Consider the following 17990-nt stretch of genomic DNA (forward strand, 5'->3'; position numbering starts at 1 on the left):
GGAGCAGCACATGCCTGAAGGCGACACCGTCTTCCGCACGGCGCGCCGTCTCCACGAGGCCCTCGCCGGGCAGGAGGTCACGCGCTTCGACCTCCGTGTGCCACGCCACGCGACAGCTGACCTCACCGGCCAGATCGTCCACGACGTGACGCCGCGCGGCAAGCACCTGCTCATGCACATCGGTGCGATGACGCTTCACTCGCACCTGAAGATGGAAGGGCGCTGGCTCGTCTTCCGTCCGGACGAGCGCTGGCGCTCCCCCGCGTACCAGGCACGCGCGATCGTCGGGACGCCGGGCGCGGTCGCCGTCGGCTTCGAGATCGCGATGGTCGACCTCGTGCCGGCCGATGAGGAGGACGAGCTCGTCGGACATCTCGGCCCCGACCTTCTCGGGCCGGACTGGGATGCGGTGGCGGCGGCAGCGCATCTGGCCGAGGACTCCCGACCCGTGCACGTCGCGCTCCTGGATCAGCGGAACCTCGCCGGGCTCGGCAACGAATACGCGAACGAGCTCCTCTTCGTCCGCGGCATCCTCCCGATGCGGCCCGCCGATGAGGTGGGCGACACCGGGATCGCAGGGCTCGTCGACACCGCGGCTCGCATGATCCGCGCGAACCGTGACCGTTCGGGGCGGACGTTCACGGGCGACACCCGTCCCGGTCAGCAGGACTGGGTGTATCGGCGCGGCGGCAAACCGTGCCGTCGGTGCGGCACGCTCATCCGCCGCACCGACCTCGGCGCCACCGCGACGAGCGAGCGCATCGTGTTCTGGTGCCCCGTGTGCCAGACCTGACCGGGCTATCGCATCACCCGTGCCCGCCGTCAGTGCCCGAGGTACCGCCCCGGCCGGTGGTTCAGGGCGAGGACGAGATTCAGCAGCACCGCGCCGACCGCGCTCATGGCGACGTTCGTCCACGGCACGACGAGGAGCGCCGACACGACGATGAGCACGTCGAAGATCATCATCGTCCAGCCGGCGCGGAATCCGGTGCGGTCCTGGATCTCGAGCCCGATGATGTTGATGCCGCCGACGCTGGCCCGGTGACGGAAGAGGATCAGGACGCCGACCCCGGCGAGCAGGTTGCCGGCGAGGGTGCCGTACCACGGCGCGATCCAGCCGATCGGGAAGAGCGCGTCGTGCACCACCGCCCAGCCCGATACCGCCACCACGCAGAGGACCGTTCGGATCGTGAAGTCCCACCCGCGCCGCCACACCGCGAGGAAGGCGAACGGGACGTTGATGATGAGGAACAGCAGCCAGAACGGCCACGCGGTCGCATACCCGAGAAGGAGCGAGAGCCCCGCCGTCCCGCCCGTGACGGCGTGCGCCGCATGGAGCAGATGGAGGCCGAGCGACACGAGGAACGTCCCGGTCGCGAGGCCCAGCACGTCCTCCGCGACGCCGTGGGCGTGGGTCTTCTCCTCGAAGACGAGGGAGGGTCCGGTCGTGGGATCGGGGTCCGGTTCGGGTGTGCTCACGACATCCATTTTCCCCAGTCTGGGAGCGCTCTGAGCACACCGATACGGCGGGAATGAACGGGGCATCCCTCCGGTTGGACCAGTCAGGAGGGCCAAGTGGGCAAGAACTACGTCGACATCGAGGACGAGCAGGGCAAGACGCTGCGCTACCGCAAGCACGTGAACGGGCGCGGCCTGATCGCGAACGGGGCGAAGGTGCACGCGAGCGCCCTCGTCGAGGCGGGCGCCTACGTCGAACCGGGCGCCCAGATCGGCGAAGACGCGCACATCGGGCGTGGAGCGTGGATCGAACCGGATGCGGTCATCGGCCGCGGCGCCGAGATCGCCCCGCACGCCCACATCGGATCCGGCGCGGCGATCGGCTCGAAGGCGAAGATCGGCGTCCGCACCGTCATCGGGGCCCACGCGCGCGTCGTCGGAGGGTCCCTCATCGGCGATGACGAGCAGGTGGCCGACGGCGAGACCGTCGCGACCGACCGCCGTGGACTCCGCCTGGCCGCCTGATCCGAACGTCCGCACCCGACGGCCCGCCATCCGCCGTGGACCTGCTCGTGGATGCCGAGCCCACGGCCCTCATCGCCGGCGCCGGGCTGTGAGTCGACTGCCCCGGCGACGTGCGCGACTACGCTGGCACCATGGCGGCTGGACGATCGGCGGGAAAGCCGCCACGGAACAAGAAGCCCGGCGGCAAGACCCCCGGCGGGAAGACCCCCGGTGGCAAGAACTCCGGCGGCAAGAACTCCGGCGGTAAGAACCCTGGTTCGAAGAAGCCGAGCGTCCCAAAAGCAGGCCACATCGTTCCGGGCGCCGCGCAGCGCTCCTCCGACGCCGCATCCCGCCTGCCGACGGGACCGCTCCGCCTCGGCGCGATCGAGGGCGCGACCCCCGGCAAGTGGATCGACATCTGGAAGGACCGATACCCGGACGTCCCCCTGGAGCTCGTGCCGCTCACCCCGGCGGGTCAGGCCGAGGTGATGGCCGCGGCCTCCGTCGATGCCGCCCTCGTCCGCCTGCCGATCCCCCGCGCAGGGCTCCACGTGATCCCGCTGTACGAGGAGGTTCCCGTCGTCGTGTGCGCGGCGGAGTCCCACCTCACCGCCGCCGACGAGCTGACGCTCGCGGACCTCGACGGCGAGGTGGTGATCACCCCCGCACATCCGCCCCTCGCGCTCGAGGTTCCCGGATCGGTCGCTCCGCGCTTCGCAGCGCCGCCGACCGTCGCCGACGCGATCGCGCTCGCCGCGACCGGCGTGGGCGTCGTCGTCGTTCCGCTCTCACTGGCGCGCGCGCACCATCGGAAGGATGCCGCGCACCGCCCGCTCACGGACGGGCCCCACTCGACGGTCGCGCTCGTCTGGCCCGACGCCGGCCCGACGCCGCCTCTCGTCGACGCCTTCGTGGGAATCGTGCGCGGCCGCACGGCGAACTCCTCCCGCTGACGCCCGCCGGCTCCTCCGACCGCGCGCCAGCGCGACGGGGGGCCGGCGCTCCCCAGTGCGCCGGCCCCCTCGACGGCCGCCAGTCCCCCCGACGTACGCCCGCCCCCGCGAAAGGTCCGCGTCACCACTCCCCAGCGGTGGATCCGGGCGATCAGAGCACCCGTGCAGTCCTTCCACCGATCAGGAGCACCCGCGCTGCGCCCTGATACACGCCGTCCGGATTTTTCTCAGAATCCGTTTCCGTGACACAGGAACGGTGTGAGGATGCCGGTGCGCTCGGTCGCCTCGGCCAGCGCGACCGCGGGTGCCACGCCGCGGGCGAGACCGCCATGGAGCGCGCCGAGGACCTCGCAGGCGTCATCGTCCGCGACGATCACCGGAGCGGCGACGACGACCTGGGCGCCCGCGTGCAGCCACGCGCGGGTCATCCCCACCGCCTCTTCGCCCCATCGGACGGCCGATCGCCCTGCCTCGCACGCCGACAGGACGACGGTCCTGGGCACCGTCGGCATCCGGTCGACGTCGTAGCCGAAGAGGGCGCCGTCGGCGAGCTGGACGGCCGAGAACAGCGGATTGTCGACGGCCTGCCGTCCGTGCGCGGCGATGTGCAGCACGTCGGCTCGCCCCGCCGCCGCGGTGACCGCGTCGACGGAGGCCGTCTCGCCGGTGAGGACGTCCGCCCGCTCGCCCCAGGCGGCGGCGCCGGCGGCCGCCTCCTCCTCCCCGCGGGCGATCCGCGGGCCGACGGCGAAGGCTGCCGTCGCGGACGGCATGGGGTCCCTCCGCCCGCGCACCCACCGCGTCGTGGACGCGGCGACGGTGATCGCGCGGCCGCGCGCGCCGGTGAGCATGTTCCAGGGGAGGCCCGCGAGGACGCCCGGCGCGGTGATGACCACGCGCCCGGCATCCGCGCCGCGGAGGGGGGCGTCGAGGATCGCCTCGGAGAGCCGCTCCAGTCGGGACGCGAGGGAGCGACGCACGACGTCCGCCATCGGCCCGCCGCGGACGGCGGCGCTCATGTCGAGGTCGGAGCGCAGGGCCGGGAGGTCCGATCGCGCGTCGACCCAGGCGCGCAGCGGCACGAGCTCGGCGCCGCGGGCGGTGACGACGAGGCAGGCGAGACCCTCCGTGCTGAAGACGTACGTCAGGAGGGCCGTGTCGCATCCGAGGGCCGCGGAGGCGGTGGCGAGGTCGACCGGCTGCTCGAGACCTTCCGCGCCCGTCGTCGTCCACTGCCGTCGCCGCAGCCGCTCACCCAGCTCGACCGCGCGGGGATCCGTGCTCCACTCCCCACCGGCCGCCTCGGTGCGCAGCATCCGCAGCTCGCTCAGCTCGGCGGCCTGAGCGGGGTCGGCGGGCGGGCGCAGCGGGACGACCTGCAGGCTCAGGTGCCGTGCCCGCTCGGACCAGTCGAAGACCACCTCGGGCCGCCCCGAGCGGACGGCGGCGCCGAGCCCCGCCATCATGAGCGTGTTGCCGTGCATCGCCAGCGAGGTCTGCAGGTCGAGGCTGCCGAAGGAGGAGCGCCACGCGCTGAGCTCGTCCAGCCCGGATGCCGCGTGCCGCCGCACCTGCGCGTCGTCGCCCGAGCGGGCCGCGCGCTCCGCCCGCACCTCGTGGGCGAGCATCCGCACCTCGAGCGGCGCCGCCTCGTCCACCGCGGGCGCATGGCCCGCCCGCTCGCCGCGGCGCGCACGCCACAGCTCGCGGGTGAGCCGCAGCGCTGTCGCGTCGGAGGCGAAGCCCTGAGCGGAGAGCACGCTCGCGAGCGTCGAGACCTCGGCATCGTCGGCGCCCGGGGTGGCGACGACGCGGCCGGACCGGCCGAATGACCCTCCGGACAGCAGGGCCCGCGCCCGGATGCCCCGGGCACGGTCGCGCCAGGCCGTCGCGCCCAGCGCGTCGAAGTGGCGCGCCGCGCGTGCGGCCGCCTTCGCCGCCTCCCCGGGGTCGTGGCGGAGCAGGGAGCGCGCGAGGTGGAACTCCGCCTCGGCGCGCGCCTGGGTCATCCCGTTCGCGCGGAACGCGAGCGCCGCCCTCTCGAGCATCCGCTCCGCCTCAGTCACGAGACCCGCGTCACGGAGCGCCTCGGCCATGTCCATGTCGCAGATCGCGGCGTTCGCCTCGGAGGCCGCGGCGACGACGGGACGCGCGGCGCCCATCTCCCGCAGCGCGCGGACGAGGTCGCCGCCGATGAGCGCCGCGTAGCCGAGGTTGTGCCGCGCCTCGGCCACCTCGGCCTCGGAACCGGAGACCTCGTAGACCGCCACGGCCTCCTCGAGCTCGGTCGTCGCCGTGGCGAGGTCGCCGAGCTGCATGGCGAGGACGCTGCGGTTCATCCGGAGGTTGGCGACCGCGATCGGGTCGTCCGTGATCTGCGCGATCGCTCGCCCCAGCCAGTCGGCGGCTTCGGCCGCGCGGCCGCGATGGGCGAGGATCGTGCCCAGCTGCCCCTCCAGCACCCCGCGCGTGTGCGCGCTGAGCCCGGGGGCGTCGAGGGCCGCACGACACAGCTGCTCCCCGTCCTCGGGGCGGCCGAGCTGGTCGAGGACGTACGCGCGCGTCCCCGCGATCCGCGCACCCAGGTCTGCCTCCCCAGCGGCGGCCGCCGCGTTCCCGGCATCCTCCAGCACGCTCTCCGCCTCGCCGTAGCGGCGGTCGTGGGTCAGGGCGCGCGCGGCCGCGTACAGGGCCGAGGCGTCGGGGGTCACACCCCCAGCATGCCGTGCGGAGGCGATCTCGCGCGAGATGTGTCAGACGGCCAGCGTGGCGCGTGCGCGGTCGGCGGCCGCGAGCGCGGATGCCGTGGCGTCCGCCGCGCTCTCCTTCCGGTCCGGCATGCCGAGTCCGGCGGCGACGAGGCCGGCGACCAGGGGCGCCGCGAAGGAGGTGCCGCTCCACACCGCGAACCCGCCCCGGTAATCCTCGGGGCCGATCGTGAGCCGCCGCCGCTGATAGCGGTCGTCGCGCGCCGAGGCCTGCAGACCGCCCGTGAAGTCGGGGAGGATGCTCAGCACGGCCGCCCCCCGCGCGTACGTCTGCACCCATGGTCCGACGTTGGAGAACAGGGCTGTCGTCCGGCCGTCGGGGTTCAGGGCTCCGACCGACACGTGCGCCGCGCGATCGTCCGGCTCGATCCCGTTGTCGCCTCCCGGCCACGGCCACAGCGAGGCGGGGAAGGTCGGCCGGTCGGTCGCGTCGTTGCCCGCCGAGACGACGACAGTGGTCCCGTATCCGCGCAGGATCGCGAGCAGGTCGTACAGATCCTTCGAGTAGAGCCCGTCCTCCGGGGTCTCGTGGTAGTAGCCGAGCGACAGGTTCAGCACGTCGATCGCCTGCCCGGTGTCCGGATCGGCACGATGGCGCTGCACGAGCACGCCGAGCTGCTCGATCACGTCGAGGAGGTTCGTCTCCTCGACCACGCCGAGCGCGTCCGCGACGCGCACGGCGAGCAGCCGCGCATCCGGAGCGACTTGACGGACGATCCCGGCGATGAAGGTGCCGTGGCCGGCGACGGGGTCGAGCTCGCCGTCGAGAGGTCCGTAGAGGTCAGGGTAGATCTCGGGGTTCGCGTCATCGTGCAGGCCGATCGGAACGCCGTCGATGTTCACCTTTCGCTCGACCATGTCGTCCGGGAGCCAGGGGTGAGAGCCGATCCCGGTGTCGAGCACGGCGACGACCGGGCGACGGCATCCGTCGGGGACGTCGGAGGGCACGGGACCCGGGCCCACCCAGGCGACCGGCTGTCGACCGCCGGATCCGCAGTCGCCGTATTCGCCGACCGGGTTCGTCTTCGTGAACGGGTTCGTCTTCGTGAACGGATTGGTCTTCGTGAACGGGTTGGTCTTGGTGAACGGGTTCGTCTTCGTGAACGGATTGAGCCCGATCGGGTCGATGGTGAGGAGGTGGTCGAGCCCGATCCGATCGACGCCGGCGGCGCGAAGGGCGGAGCCGGCGTCGACGCGTCCCTCGCGGGTGCGCCGCGGGTCGCGCGCGCCGAGGATCGTCCGCCGGATGTGCTGGAGGACGCGCCACGCGTCGGGCAGCGCCGGAGAGACGCCGTCGGCGCGCTCGGGTGTCGTCAGACGGACGCGGGTGATGACGGGAGCACCCTCCAGCCGCGCCTCGGGTACCTCGCCCTCCCCCAGCTCGGTGCCGTCGAGCCGCTCACGGACGATGCCCCAGCCGAAGACCGCGGCCGCCTCGCGCACGCGGTCGACGTTGCCCTCGAGCAGGCCCGCACCGCCGTCCGACACGATGAGCCGGTCGGGGATGTACGCCGTCGGGAAGGCCTCGATGCCGTCCAACGGCTCGGTGCCCGGGTCGAGGACGTCCGCGCGCACGATGGATCCGCGGGCCCGGTCGCGCCACGACCATCCCTTCGGCTCGGGGCCGTTCTCATAGTCCTCAGGCGTCATGGCTCCTCCTCGAAGCGGCGATCGGATGGTGCGGGTCAGATCTCGAAGCGCGGGGTGAGCAGCTCGGTCGCCGCCCCGGGCTGCGGCGGCGCGGCCAGGACGACGCGCAGGCGTGCGATGCCCGAACGGACGGCGTCGAACGAGAAGCGCCCGCCGTCGGAGGCGGCGCGCCGCTCGGTCACATGACGCTCGGGCTCATCCGCGGCGCCGACGTCCGCGACGTCCTCCTGCTCGAGGCGCACCTCGACCGCGTCGCCGTCGACCCACCCGTCCAGGCGGCGCTCGCCGCGTTCGGCGGCGGTGACGTGGACGAGGACGTTCGTGGCGCCGTCGGTGAACTGCATCGTGAGGAGGTCCGCGTCGCCGCGCACGGCGCCCGACGCATCGCTCTCGACGAGGACGAGGAGGGCGTACTCGCGGCCGAGGTCGGCACTCGCGACCGCCGCGATCATGCCGTCGACGAGGCCGTCGGGGCTGGGGTCGAGGTGCTGCCAGGTGCGGCGCAGGGCCGCGAGCACGGCATCCTCGTCTCGGGTCTCAGAGGTCACGGGAATCCCCTCCCCATCCATGCGCCGCCAGGGCGGTGCGAAGCTTTCCGAGGCAGCGGCCCCGGGTCGGGCCGATCGAGCCGATCGGCATGCCGAGGTCACGCGCGATGCCCGCGTAGTCGGGGCGCTCCTCGAACGCGATCACGCGCAGGAGGCGCCGGCAGCGCTCGTCGAGCGATGCGACCGCGCTCCACAGACGCCGATCCCGGTCTGTCGTCTGCGCGCGGTCCTCCGCGGGCAGGTCGGGCGCCAGGAGCGGCTCCAGGTCGACGGCGTCGGTGGGGCGCTGCCGCTGCTGCGCCCGCGCCGCGCGCCACGCCTCGCGCCGGGCCGAGGTGGTGAGCCACCCTGCGACGGCGTGCGGATCCCGGATCGACTCGGCGCGGCGGATGAGCGTGAGCCAGGTCGCCTGGACCACGTCCTCCGCGAGCATCGGCGCGAGCCCGTAGGCACGCACGACGTGCCACAGAACGGGCGTCATCGTCCGCACGAGGTCGTCCATCGCGTGGATGTCGCCCTCCCGCCACAGCGAGAAGCTTCGGGCCGCGCGGTCCCAGATGGACGCCGGAACACCGCCCCCCGCCGTGTCCGCGCCGGATGCGTCCGCGGAGGAGGTCGAGGGATCGGCATCGGTCATACCGCCCATTCTGGCCATGTCTGAAGGAGCACGGGGAAGGGATTCTGATACATGCGCGGGGAATCCGCTCGGCCGCCGCCTTAGACTCGTCGCCATGACTGCGCTCGTGTACCTGTGCGCTCGCCCGCAGGCGGGGGCCGCGGCCGCCGAGTACGAGTCGTTCCGCACGGCGATGCACCTCGACGAGGCGGGCCTCGAGCGCTGGGACCTCGTCCACGACGACCTGCCGGCGGACTTCGCGACGCGCTGGCGCGGCGCCGTCGTCGGGGGGAGCCCGTTCAACGTCACCGACCCGCCCGCCTCGAAGACCGACGCGCAGCGCGCGCTCGAGGCATCGCTCGCACGCCTCGCCGAGGCGTCGGCAGACGGGCGGATCGCGGCGCTGTTCACGTGCTACGGCATCGGGATCGCGACGCGCACGCTCGGCGGCGAGGTCTCCCGGGCGTACCCCGAGGACACCGGACCGACCCCCGTCGCGGTGACGGAGGCCGGTCGCCACGACCCGCTGTTCGGGACGCTGGCGGACCGCTTCACCGCCCTCACCGCACACAAGGAGGGGACGGCCGCGCTGCCCCCCGGCGCCGTGCTGCTGGCCGAGAACGACGGATGCCCCGTGCAGGCGTACCGCGTCGGGGACCGCCTCTACGCGACCCAGTTCCACCCGGAGCCGACCGGCCGCGCCTTCACCGAGCGGATGGCCGTCTACCGCGACGACGGCTACTTCGCCGCGAACGACTACGACCGCATCTCCGCCGCGGTGCTCGCCGCGCCGCTCAGCGAGCCGCCGCGACTGCTCCGCGCCTTCGCCGACGCATTCTGACCGGAGGTCGAGGCCGCCGAGGCCTACGCCGCCGCGGTGTCGATGCGGACCGGCGCGTCAGCCGCGGGGGCCGTGGGGCCCCACGACGACGGCGGCGTCCGCGGCGAGGCTGAAGGATTCGGCATCCGCGCCCGCCGCGTCGCCCCGGTCGTCCGTGCTCAGCCACACCTCCCGCCCCTCGGGCAGGGTCACCGTCCACTCCTCGGGAGAGAGGTTGACGTAGACGGTCGCCGAGCCGCGGCGGAGGGTCCAGCGGCTGTCGCCCGCGGCCTCGGCCTCGTGCCCCGACCGGTCGGAGTCCGAGAGCGCGGGGCGCTCGCGTCGCAGCCGCGCGAGATCGCGGTACAGCGCCAGGAGCCGGGCGTGCGCTCCTTCCGTGGCCTCCGACCAGTCGAGCTTCGAGCGCTCGAACGTCGCCGGGTCGTTCGGGTCGGGGACGAGCGACTCACCCCATCCCATCTCGGCGAACTCGGCTCGGCGCCCCACCCGGACCGCCTCGGCGAGCTCCGGCTCCGGGTGCGAGGTGAAGAACTGCCACGGCGTCGACGCCCCCCACTCCTCTCCCATGAAGAGCATGGGGGTGCCGGGCGCGGTCATCGTCAGGACGGCGGCGACCGCCAGCCGGTCGGCGGACAGCGACTGGCTGAGTCGGTCGCCCGCCGCACGATTGCCGATCTGGTCGTGGTCCTGCGCGAACTCCACGAACTGCCACGCGGGGGTATCGGCCGACACCGGGCGCCCCCAGTCGCGCCCCCGGAACGAGGAGAACGTGCCGTCGTGGAAGAAGCCGCCCCGCCAGGTCTTGGGAAGGGCCGCCGGATCGGCGAAGTCGGCGTAGTAGCCCGCCGTCTCGCCGGTGAGAGCGACATGGACGGCGTGATGCCAGTCGTCGACCCACTGCGCGTGGATGCCGTAGCCGCCGGCATCCCGAGCCGTGATCATGATCGGGTCGTTCAGATCGCTCTCGGCGATGAGGGTGAGCGGGCGTCCGAGCTCCGCGGCGAGCGCGTCGACTCGCGCGGAGAGCTCCGCCAGGATGTGCACGGGGCTCTCGGCGGACTCGTGCAGGGCGTGGACGGCGTCGAGCCGGAGGCCGTCCACGTGCATGTCGCGGAGCCACATGAGCGCGTTGCCGACGATGTGGTCGCGCACCGCGCGCTGGTCGAGGTCGATGCTCGATCCCCAGGTGTTGGCGTGCCCGTCGCGCAGGTACGGGCCGAACTCGGGCAGGTAGTTGCCGCTCGGGCCGAGGTGGTTGTAGACGACGTCCTGGATGACCGCGAGCCCCGCGGCGTGCGCGGCATCCACGAACCGCCGGTAGCCCTCGGGGCCGCCGTACTCCTCCTGGACGGTGTACCAGAGCACGCCGTCGTACCCCCAGTTGTGCGTGCCGTTGAAGCCGTTCACCGGCAGCAGCTCGACGTGCGTGACGCCGAGATCGACGAGATACGCGAGCTTGTCGATCGCCGCGGCGAAGGTGCCCTCGGGGGTGAACGTCCCGATGTGCAGCTCGTAGATGAGGCCGCCTGCGAGCGCGCGGCCCGGCCACGCGCCGTCGGTCCAGGGGAAGGATGCCGGGTCGTCCCACGCCGACAGGTCGTGCACGCCGCGCGGCTGACGGCGCGAGCGCGGGTCGGGTCGCACCGCGTCGGAGGCGGCATCGCCGTCCCCGTCGCCGTCGCTGAGGACGAAGCCGTACTCGTCGCCGGCGGCCAGCGCGACGTCGGCGGCCCACCACCCGGCATCCCCCGCGATCAGGTCGATGTCGTCGTACCCCGGTCGCCGCAGCCGCACCCGCTCCGCGCGGGGAGCCCACACCTCGATCGTCATGCGACCATCCTGCCGGTCGCCGGAGGGCGTGACGTACCCCTTGACGCCGCGCGGGCGCCGCATCCTCCTCCGCCACGAACTCCGCTCACAGCTCGACGAGATCGCCGCCCGCGCGGCGCAGCGTGAGCCGGAAGCCCGGCTCCTCACCCGCCACGACCTCCGCGACCCCGCCGCCGAGACCGAAGGCGGCGAGGATCTCCCGCAGCGGCGCGGGGTCGGGCTCGGTGCGCACGAGCGAGACGAGCTCGATGGTGGGGATGTCGCTGAGCCCCGGCTGCGGCGTCGTGCCCCAGTCGATCAGGAACGGAACGTCGATGCGGCGGTCCTCGCCGCGGGTGAGCCGCCACTCCAGCAGCGTGCCGTCGGGCGTCCGGCGCGACAGGTCGCTCACGTCCCCCGGATCGTAGCCGCCGGCGCGCGCGGTCGCGACGGTCGCCTCGATGTCGGCCGGATGCACGGCGTAGGCCTGCACGCGCGGCGCGGTCAGCGCGTGGATGCCGAAGGTCGCGGGCACCGCCGGCTCGGCGCGATCCGGGTCCGGGCCGATCAGCTCGATGTAGTGCGGACCGCGGCGTCCGTCGACGGTGAGCGCGACGAGCGCGTTCGCGGTGCCGGTCGGGTGGGCGCCGCCGGGTGCGGCCACGACGCCGGTGCGCTCGGCGAACCAGTCGACGAGGGCGGCGAGGTCGGGGCCGGCGATGACGACGTGGTCGAGGAGGGCGGGGATGCTCATCCGCGTCCCCGCTGCCGAGCCGGCACCTCGGGCTCGCCGAGCGAGAGCATGAGCCGGTTCGCCCAGTTGAAGAACGCGGCGCCGCCGATCACGTCGACGATCTCGGCGTCGCCGAGGCCCGCACCGCGCAGACGCGCGATGTCGGCGTCGCCGAACGCCAGCGGAGTGTCGGCGAGGGCGACGGATGCCGCGACGACCGCGTTCCACGTCTCGTCGCCGAGGTCGGCGTCCACGCCGTCGTCGAGCAGGCGCTGTACATCGGCCTCGCGGCCCGATTCCCGGGTGGCGGACGCGGCATGCACCGACGCGCAGAACACGCATCCGTTGTGGCGCGAGGTGGCGGCGGCGGCGAGCTCGCGCTCGGCCCGGCCGATGCCGCCCGTGACGTTGTAGAAGATGTCGAGGTCGGTGAGCGTACGGGCGTGCAGCGCCTCGGGGTCGCGGGCGAGGAGGCGGAAGTACGGCATCTTCGTGCGCGCCGGCTCGATGAGCGCATCGCGCTGCGCGTCCGTCAGCTCGTCCTCGGCGACCGGCAGCAGCCACGGCACCCAGCCGAGCCCGTGCTGCGTGAACGCCTCGGGGCGCGTGAGGTCGGCGTACGTCGTGATGGTCTCGGTCATGTTAGGCTCCCGCGGGGACGGTGGTGGACACGGTGGCTCCGTCCGCCGCGGCGGACGCGGGCTCGGATGCCGCGGCGAGCGCCCGCAGGCCCCACGCGACCCGCAGCTGGAAGGTCAGGAACGCGACGAGCTGCGACAGCGACACGATGTCGTCGGGGCTCCACCCGGCATCCACGAGCGCCCGAAGCGCCTCGGCACGGGCCTCGCGAGGGCGGAACACGAGCAGATGGGTGTGCGCGAGCGCGGCGGCGAGGCGCGTGCCGAGCGCGTCCGCGGTGGACGCGTCGGGGCTCCATCGCAGACCGTCGGTGGACTCGCCCTCCAGGCGCGGCTCGCGGTAGCTCCCGAAGGGTCCGGATGCCGCCGCGAGGGTCGCGGCGTCCGCCACGACGACGGCGAGATCGGGCGCCTCATCGCCGAGGAGGTCGCCGTAGAACGCGGTCGCCTGGGCGAAGCCGTGCAGCGACGAGACGAACAGCGCGACCGCGTACCTCTCGCCGAGCGGGAAGCTGCCGGGGTCGGCCGGCTCCAGCAGGGCCTCGAAGCTGCGCTGGGCGTTCTCACGAGCCTGCGCCCGCTGGTCGCGGACGGCCGCGAGCGCATCGCCGGGCGCGATGCCGGCGAGCAGGTCGATGATGTCGGCGGTGGGGGTGCTCATGCGGGTCCTTCCGTAGGGGTCGCGAGCGACGGGGCGGCGCCCGCGAGGGTGCCGGCGAGGGCGGGCGGGCGGTGGGCGCGGTGGAGGTCCGCGGCGGCATCCGGCCCGACGGCGAGACCGAGCCGCGGCGCCACCTCGTCGGCGAGCAACTGGAGGGAGCGGAGGGTCAGCTCGTGGGTCGCGGCGATCGAATGCACCTGGAACGACACGTCACTCGCGGCGGGGAGGGTGCGGTCGGCCGACAGCGAGGCGACGACCTCGTCGACGGTGCCCACGTGGGTGTCGGTGATGCGGACGAGCTCGTCCAGCGAGACGCCGTCGGTGTCGATGCCGAACATCGTCCGCGCGAGGTGGCGCAGGCCGTCTCCCGCCAGCTCGAGCGCGCGCGTCCGGTCCTCGGGGTCGACGACGAGGGCCGTCCGGGAGGCGAGCACGCGCACGGGGGCGCCCTCCGGCAGCGCGGCACGATACGCGTCGATGATCGGCAGCTGCAGCTCGTGCAGGGGGGCGTCCGGCGCCTCGGGCGTACGCGGCTGCGTGCGCGAGAGCATGAGGCCGTCACCGCGTTCGCCCGCCCGGCGTCCGCCGTCGACGGAGAACGTCGCCTGCCAGATGCGCGGCGCCAGATCGCCTGCGGCGGGGTAGATGCGCGAGGCGGTGCCGCGGACGCCGCGGCCCTCCAGCGCATCGAGGAGGACCTCGACGTACTCGGCGAAGATCTCGCGGCGACGGTCGGAGTCGCGCCCGAACGCCGCGAACGACGACGGGGTGCCGCCCGTGGCGAGGCCCAGCTGCACGCGCCCTCCGCTCAGCTGGTCGAGCACCGCGGCATCCTCGGCGACCCGCAGGGGATCGTCGAGCGGAAGGGTCACGACGCCGGTCCCGAGGGCGATGCGACTCGTCCGCTGCGCCGCGGCAGCGAGGAGGACGAACGGCGACGGCAGCCCGCCCTCGTGCTCGCCGAAGTGGTGCTGGGCGAGCCACGCCGAGGCGAAGCCGCTCTGCTCGGCCTGCACGATCTGCTCGACCGCGAAGCGGTAGCGGTCGGCGGCGGATGCCTCTTCGAGCAGGCGGCTGAAGAAGCCGAGACGGGGGCCGCTCATGCGGATACCTCTTCCTGGGAGGGGACGGATGCCGGGGAGGCGGCGGTCGCGACGGCCTCGGGGTCGGTGCGCAGCGAGGCGCCCGGGATCGCGGCGAGCAGCTCGCGCGTGTACTCGTGCTGCGGGTCGTCGAAGACGCTCGCCGCGGAGCCGTGCTCGACCTGACGGCCGCGGCGCAGCACCGAGACGGTGTCGGCGATCTGTCGGACGACGGCGAGGTCGTGCGAGATGAACACGTAGGTGAGTCCGAGCTCGCTCTGCAGCCGCGCGAGCAGCCGCAGGATCTGCGCCTGCACCGTGACATCCAGCGCGGATACGGCCTCGTCGAGCACGACGAGCTCGGGCTCGACGATCAGAGCGCGGGCGATCGCGACGCGCTGGCGCTGCCCGCCGGAGAGTTCCCGCGGATGCCGCGCCGCGATCTCGGGCGCGAGCGCGACGAGCTCGAGGTGGTGCGCGACGCGCTCGATCCGATCGGCGCGGGTGCCGATGCCGAAGTTGCGCAGCGGCTCGCTGAGGATGTCGGCGATGCTCTGGCGCGGGTCGAGCGAGGCGTACGGATTCTGGTACACGAGCTGCGTCGTGCGGTGGAACGCACGCCGCGCCCGCCCGCCCGCGAGCGAGGTGACCTCGGTGGCGCCCACGCGGATCGTGCCCTGCGTCGGGGTGTTGAATCCGGCGATCGAGCGCCCCGTCGTCGTCTTGCCCGACCCCGACTCGCCGACGAGCGCGTGCGTCGTGCCGCGCGCGACGCGGAACGACACGTCGTCGACCGCGACGAGCGGCGGCCGGCCCGCGCGCCGGAACTCCTGGGTGAGGCCGGCGACCTCGACGAGCGCGTCGCGCGCGGGGGCGCCTGCCTCGGCATCCGTCGCCGCCGTGTCCGGCGCGCGGCGGTCCACGACGCGCGCGAGCGAGGGCGCATCGGCGAGGAGGGTGCGCGTGTAGGGCGACGAGGGGGCCGCCAGGACCTCGGCGGTGCGGCCCGCCTCCTGCACCTGACCGCCGCGCATGACGACGAGCGCGTCGGAGCGGTCGGCCGCGACGGCGAGGTCGTGCGTGATGAACAGGATGCCGGTGCCTGTCTCGGCCCGCAGCTCGTCGAGGAGGTCGAGCACGGTCCGCTGCACGGTGACATCGAGGGCGCTCGTCGGTTCGTCCGCGATGACCAGTTCGGGCTGGAGCGCGAGCGCGGCGGCGATGAGGACGCGCTGGCGCATCCCGCCGGAGAGCTCGTGCGGGTACTGCCGCGCCCGCGCCTCGGGGTCGTCGATGCCGACGCGCTCGAGCAGGTCGATGACCCGTGCGTGGATCTTGGCGCGGTCCCGCCAGCCGTGGATGCGGAGGGCCTCGCCGACGCTCCAGCCGATCGTCGCGACGGGGTTGAGCGAGTTGCCGGGGTCCTGCGGGATCAGTGCGATGCAGCGGCCGCGCAGGTGCCGCCACCGGCGCTCGGACAGCCCGACGAGCTCGGTCGGCCCGTCGGTGCGCTCGGACAGGCGGATGCTGCCGCCGGCGACGCGACCGTTCGCGGCGAGGAGGCCGATGACCGACTGCGCGACCGTCGTCTTGCCCGACCCCGACTCGCCGACGAGGGCCGTCACCGCCCCGGGCTCGACGTCGAACGAGACGCCCCGCACGGCGTCGACCAGACCGTGGCGGGTGCGGTACTGCACCTGCAGGTCGCGGATGGACAGCAGCGGCTGCGCGCTCATGCGGCATCCCCTCCTCGGAGTGCCTGGCTGAGGCGATTCGTGGCCAGCACGACGAACACGACGATGAGGCCGGGCAGCACCGTGAGCCACCACGCGGTGGCGACGTAGTTGCGGCCCTCGGCGATGAGCAGACCCCACTCGGGCGTCGGCGGCGGCGCGCCGTAGCCGAGGAAGCCGAGGGTCGAGATCTGCAGGATCGCCGAGCCGAACTGCAGCGCGGCGAGCGCGATCACGGGGGTGAGCGAATTGGGCAGGATGTGCCGCCACAGCACGCCGAAGAAGGTGCCGCCGGAGCCGTAGGCCGCCTCGACGAAGTCGGTGACGCGCACGCTCACGACGCGCGAGCGGGCGAGTCGGGCGAAGACGGCGATCGAGGTGACACCGACCGCGATCGCGGCGCTCGTCGTGCCGAAGCCGAGGAGGATCACGACGCTCAGCGAGAGCAGCAGTGCGGGGATCGCGAGGAGCACATCCACGACGCGCATGAGGACCTCGTCGACGGCGCCCCCGAGCGAGCCGGCAGCCAGTCCGATGGCCGTCCCGACGACAAGGCCCACGAGCACGGCGACCAGCGCGCCGACGATCGACTGCGAGGCCCCGTAGACGACGCGGGCGTAGAGGTCGCGGCCGGTGGCATCCGTGCCGAACCAGTGCTCGGCGCTCGGCGCCTGGAGCGCCGGGGCGACGGTCTCGGTCGGGCTCTGCCCCGTGAACAGGCCCGGGAAGAGCGCCCACAGGAGCGCGACCGCGATGACGAGCGCGGGGACGAGGAAGCCGGCACGCGCGAGGAGCGCCCCCCGGCGGAGGCGGCGATCGGATGCCGGGTCCGTGCCGGGCGATCCGGGTGCCCCGGGCCGGCCGTCCAGGCCGGCCGTCGTGGCGAGGGCGGTCATCGCTCGCTCCCTTCGGGTCTCGCGGAGGATGCCGCGGGCGCGGCGCCGATGCGGGCGCCGACCTCGGCATCGATGAGCTCGTCGGCGGCGCGCTCCGCGGCATCCGCCGGCCGACCCGCGGCAGCCGCCGTCCGCTCCGCGGGGCCGCCGCGGGAGCGACCCGATACCCGCAGTCGCGCGTCGAGCACGGGGTACAGCAGGTCCACGACCAGGTTGATGACGACGAAGGCCAGCGTGGAGATCACGACGACGGCGAGGAGGACGGGCGTATCACGGTTCGCGACGGCCTGCGCCGTGAGCTGCCCGAGCCCGGCGCGGGCGAACACGGTCTCGGTCACGACTGCGCCGCCGACGAGCTCGCCGAACAGCAGGCCCGCCATCGTGAGCGTGGGAAGCAGGGCGTTGCGGGCGACGTTGCGCCAGAGCAGCCACGACGTGCTCGCGCCGCGCGCGCGGACCACGGTGACGAACGGCTGCTCGCGCACCTCGTCGATCGAGCGCATCAGCACCTGCGACAGCGGGGCGGCGATCGGGATCGCCAGGGTGATGACGGGGAGGATGAGCGCCTGCACCGGGTTCGCGCCGATCACCGGCACGAGCCCCAGGCGGAACGAGAAGACCTGGATGAGGATGATGCCGATCCAGAAGACCGGCAGGGAGACGAACAGCGGCGGGATGCCACGGAAGGCCCGGCGCAGAGCACGCCCGGCCCCGTAGGTGGCCGTGAAGGCGATCGTCACCGCGAGGACGACGGCCAGCGCGAGCCCCAGCGCAGCGAGGGTCAGCGTGGGCGGCAGCGCCGTGGCGATGAGATCCGACACGGCCGCGCCGCTGGCCACCGAGTAGCCGAAGTCGCCGGTGAGGAAGCCCGCGATCGAGCGGACGTACTGCACGACGAGCGGCTGATCGGCGCCGAGCGACTGGCGGATCGCCTCGATCTGCTCGGGTGTGAGGCCGAGCTCGGGGCTCCCGTAGCGCGCGATGACGGCGTCGCCCGGGAGGGCGGCCAGCAGGAGGTAGGCCGCCGTGTAGGCCAGAGCGAGGACGAGCACCGCCTGGCCCACACGACGAAGGACGTACGACATGGATTCTCCGTG

The 17990-nt window shown here is 73.7% G+C and carries 17 protein-coding genes; 4 read left to right on the forward strand and 13 right to left on the reverse strand.

The window, feature by feature from the left end:
* Positions 1-10: 10 nt before the first annotated feature.
* Positions 11-793, forward strand: coding sequence for a DNA-formamidopyrimidine glycosylase family protein (locus J0P97_RS06160; protein WP_215486886.1), 783 nt, complete (start codon positions 11-13; stop codon positions 791-793).
* A 29-nt stretch (positions 794-822) separates the two neighbouring features.
* Here the strand turns inward: J0P97_RS06160 and J0P97_RS06165 are convergent, their stop codons facing one another.
* Entirely contained in the window at positions 823-1488 is a 666-nt protein-coding gene (locus J0P97_RS06165) for a YitT family protein (protein WP_215486887.1), read from the reverse strand.
* An 87-nt stretch (positions 1489-1575) separates the two neighbouring features.
* On the opposite strand from J0P97_RS06165, the gene J0P97_RS06170 reads away from it, so the two are divergent.
* Both J0P97_RS06170 and J0P97_RS06175 read left to right on the forward strand, forming a co-directional pair.
* Positions 1576-1983: a transferase gene (locus J0P97_RS06170; protein ID WP_215486888.1), complete on the forward strand. Its 408-nt coding sequence runs from the start codon at positions 1576-1578 to the stop codon at positions 1981-1983.
* Between the two features lie 131 nt (positions 1984-2114).
* Positions 2115-2918 carry a LysR substrate-binding domain-containing protein gene (locus tag J0P97_RS06175; RefSeq protein WP_215486889.1) on the forward strand — a complete coding sequence of 268 codons (804 nt, stop codon included), beginning with the start codon at positions 2115-2117 and terminating at the stop codon, positions 2916-2918.
* A gap of 227 nt (positions 2919-3145) precedes the next feature.
* On the opposite strand, the gene J0P97_RS15875 is transcribed toward J0P97_RS06175, so the two are convergent.
* From J0P97_RS15875 to J0P97_RS06195, 4 genes are read right to left on the reverse strand one after another with little or no spacing between them, the layout of a single operon-like run.
* Positions 3146-5629, reverse strand: a complete 2484-nt coding sequence (locus tag J0P97_RS15875; protein WP_215486890.1) for a CHAT domain-containing protein — start codon at positions 5627-5629, stop codon at positions 3146-3148.
* Between the two features lie 42 nt (positions 5630-5671).
* Positions 5672-7336: a S8 family peptidase gene (locus tag J0P97_RS06185; protein ID WP_215486891.1), complete on the reverse strand. Its 1665-nt coding sequence runs from the start codon at positions 7334-7336 to the stop codon at positions 5672-5674.
* A gap of 35 nt (positions 7337-7371) precedes the next feature.
* On the reverse strand, positions 7372-7884 hold the full coding sequence (locus J0P97_RS06190) for a hypothetical protein (RefSeq protein WP_308163461.1): 513 nt from the start codon (positions 7882-7884) through the stop codon (positions 7372-7374).
* Positions 7874-8521, reverse strand: coding sequence for an RNA polymerase sigma factor (locus tag J0P97_RS06195; RefSeq protein WP_215486893.1), 648 nt, complete (start codon positions 8519-8521; stop codon positions 7874-7876). The genes J0P97_RS06190 and J0P97_RS06195 overlap by 11 nt, the downstream gene beginning before the upstream one ends.
* Positions 8522-8615: 94 nt before the next feature.
* Between J0P97_RS06195 and J0P97_RS06200 the strand changes: the two genes are divergently transcribed.
* A complete protein-coding gene (locus tag J0P97_RS06200; RefSeq protein ID WP_215486894.1) occupies positions 8616-9341 on the forward strand; it encodes a glutamine amidotransferase-related protein in 726 nt (241 codons plus the stop codon).
* Between the two features lie 57 nt (positions 9342-9398).
* On the opposite strand, the gene treZ is transcribed toward J0P97_RS06200, so the two are convergent.
* The 8 genes from treZ to J0P97_RS06240 form a co-directional block, all read right to left on the reverse strand.
* Positions 9399-11171 (reverse strand): malto-oligosyltrehalose trehalohydrolase, encoded by a 1773-nt coding sequence (gene treZ / locus J0P97_RS06205; RefSeq protein WP_215486895.1) that lies wholly within the window; start codon positions 11169-11171, stop codon positions 9399-9401.
* An 85-nt stretch (positions 11172-11256) separates the two neighbouring features.
* The gene (locus tag J0P97_RS06210; RefSeq protein ID WP_215486896.1) at positions 11257-11904 is read right to left on the reverse strand and encodes a VOC family protein; all 648 of its coding nucleotides are present in this window, start codon (positions 11902-11904) and stop codon (positions 11257-11259) included.
* Positions 11901-12524 (reverse strand): alkylhydroperoxidase domain protein, encoded by a 624-nt coding sequence (locus J0P97_RS06215; RefSeq protein ID WP_215486897.1) that lies wholly within the window; start codon positions 12522-12524, stop codon positions 11901-11903. The genes J0P97_RS06210 and J0P97_RS06215 overlap by 4 nt, the downstream gene beginning before the upstream one ends.
* Position 12525: 1 nt before the next feature.
* Positions 12526-13182 carry a CMD domain protein gene (locus J0P97_RS06220; RefSeq protein WP_215486898.1) on the reverse strand — a complete coding sequence of 219 codons (657 nt, stop codon included), beginning with the start codon at positions 13180-13182 and terminating at the stop codon, positions 12526-12528.
* A complete protein-coding gene (locus J0P97_RS06225; protein WP_215486899.1) occupies positions 13179-14285 on the reverse strand; it encodes a putative FMN-dependent luciferase-like monooxygenase in 1107 nt (368 codons plus the stop codon). The genes J0P97_RS06220 and J0P97_RS06225 overlap by 4 nt, the downstream gene beginning before the upstream one ends.
* Entirely contained in the window at positions 14282-16000 is a 1719-nt protein-coding gene (locus J0P97_RS06230) for a dipeptide ABC transporter ATP-binding protein (RefSeq protein ID WP_215486900.1), read from the reverse strand. Before J0P97_RS06230 ends, J0P97_RS06225 begins: the two co-directional genes overlap by 4 nt.
* On the reverse strand, positions 15997-16893 hold the full coding sequence (locus tag J0P97_RS06235) for an ABC transporter permease (RefSeq protein WP_215486901.1): 897 nt from the start codon (positions 16891-16893) through the stop codon (positions 15997-15999). Before J0P97_RS06235 ends, J0P97_RS06230 begins: the two co-directional genes overlap by 4 nt.
* Positions 16890-17978, reverse strand: coding sequence for an ABC transporter permease (locus J0P97_RS06240; protein WP_215486902.1), 1089 nt, complete (start codon positions 17976-17978; stop codon positions 16890-16892). The genes J0P97_RS06235 and J0P97_RS06240 overlap by 4 nt, the downstream gene beginning before the upstream one ends.
* Positions 17979-17990 lie beyond the last annotated feature (12 nt).

This window comes from Microbacterium flavum, assembly GCF_018717645.1.
GTDB lineage: Bacteria > Actinomycetota > Actinomycetes > Actinomycetales > Microbacteriaceae > Microbacterium > Microbacterium flavum.

Excerpts from the sequence above, each read along its gene's own strand:
- J0P97_RS06160 (WP_215486886.1), top strand. The coding sequence starts at position 11 with ATGCCTGAAGGCGACACCGTCTTCCGCACGGCGCGCCGTCTCCACGAG.
- J0P97_RS06165 (WP_215486887.1), bottom strand. The coding sequence starts at position 1,488 with ATGGATGTCGTGAGCACACCCGAACCGGACCCCGATCCCACGACCGGA.
- J0P97_RS06175 (WP_215486889.1), top strand. The coding sequence starts at position 2,115 with ATGGCGGCTGGACGATCGGCGGGAAAGCCGCCACGGAACAAGAAGCCC.
- J0P97_RS06185 (WP_215486891.1), bottom strand. The coding sequence starts at position 7,336 with ATGACGCCTGAGGACTATGAGAACGGCCCCGAGCCGAAGGGATGGTCG.
- J0P97_RS06195 (WP_215486893.1), bottom strand. The coding sequence starts at position 8,521 with ATGACCGATGCCGATCCCTCGACCTCCTCCGCGGACGCATCCGGCGCG.
- J0P97_RS06200 (WP_215486894.1), top strand. The coding sequence starts at position 8,616 with ATGACTGCGCTCGTGTACCTGTGCGCTCGCCCGCAGGCGGGGGCCGCG.
- treZ (WP_215486895.1), bottom strand. The coding sequence starts at position 11,171 with ATGACGATCGAGGTGTGGGCTCCCCGCGCGGAGCGGGTGCGGCTGCGG.
- J0P97_RS06210 (WP_215486896.1), bottom strand. The coding sequence starts at position 11,904 with ATGAGCATCCCCGCCCTCCTCGACCACGTCGTCATCGCCGGCCCCGAC.
- J0P97_RS06215 (WP_215486897.1), bottom strand. The coding sequence starts at position 12,524 with ATGACCGAGACCATCACGACGTACGCCGACCTCACGCGCCCCGAGGCG.
- J0P97_RS06220 (WP_215486898.1), bottom strand. The coding sequence starts at position 13,182 with ATGAGCACCCCCACCGCCGACATCATCGACCTGCTCGCCGGCATCGCG.
- J0P97_RS06225 (WP_215486899.1), bottom strand. The coding sequence starts at position 14,285 with ATGAGCGGCCCCCGTCTCGGCTTCTTCAGCCGCCTGCTCGAAGAGGCA.
- J0P97_RS06230 (WP_215486900.1), bottom strand. The coding sequence starts at position 16,000 with ATGAGCGCGCAGCCGCTGCTGTCCATCCGCGACCTGCAGGTGCAGTAC.
- J0P97_RS06235 (WP_215486901.1), bottom strand. The coding sequence starts at position 16,893 with ATGACCGCCCTCGCCACGACGGCCGGCCTGGACGGCCGGCCCGGGGCA.
- J0P97_RS06240 (WP_215486902.1), bottom strand. The coding sequence starts at position 17,978 with ATGTCGTACGTCCTTCGTCGTGTGGGCCAGGCGGTGCTCGTCCTCGCT.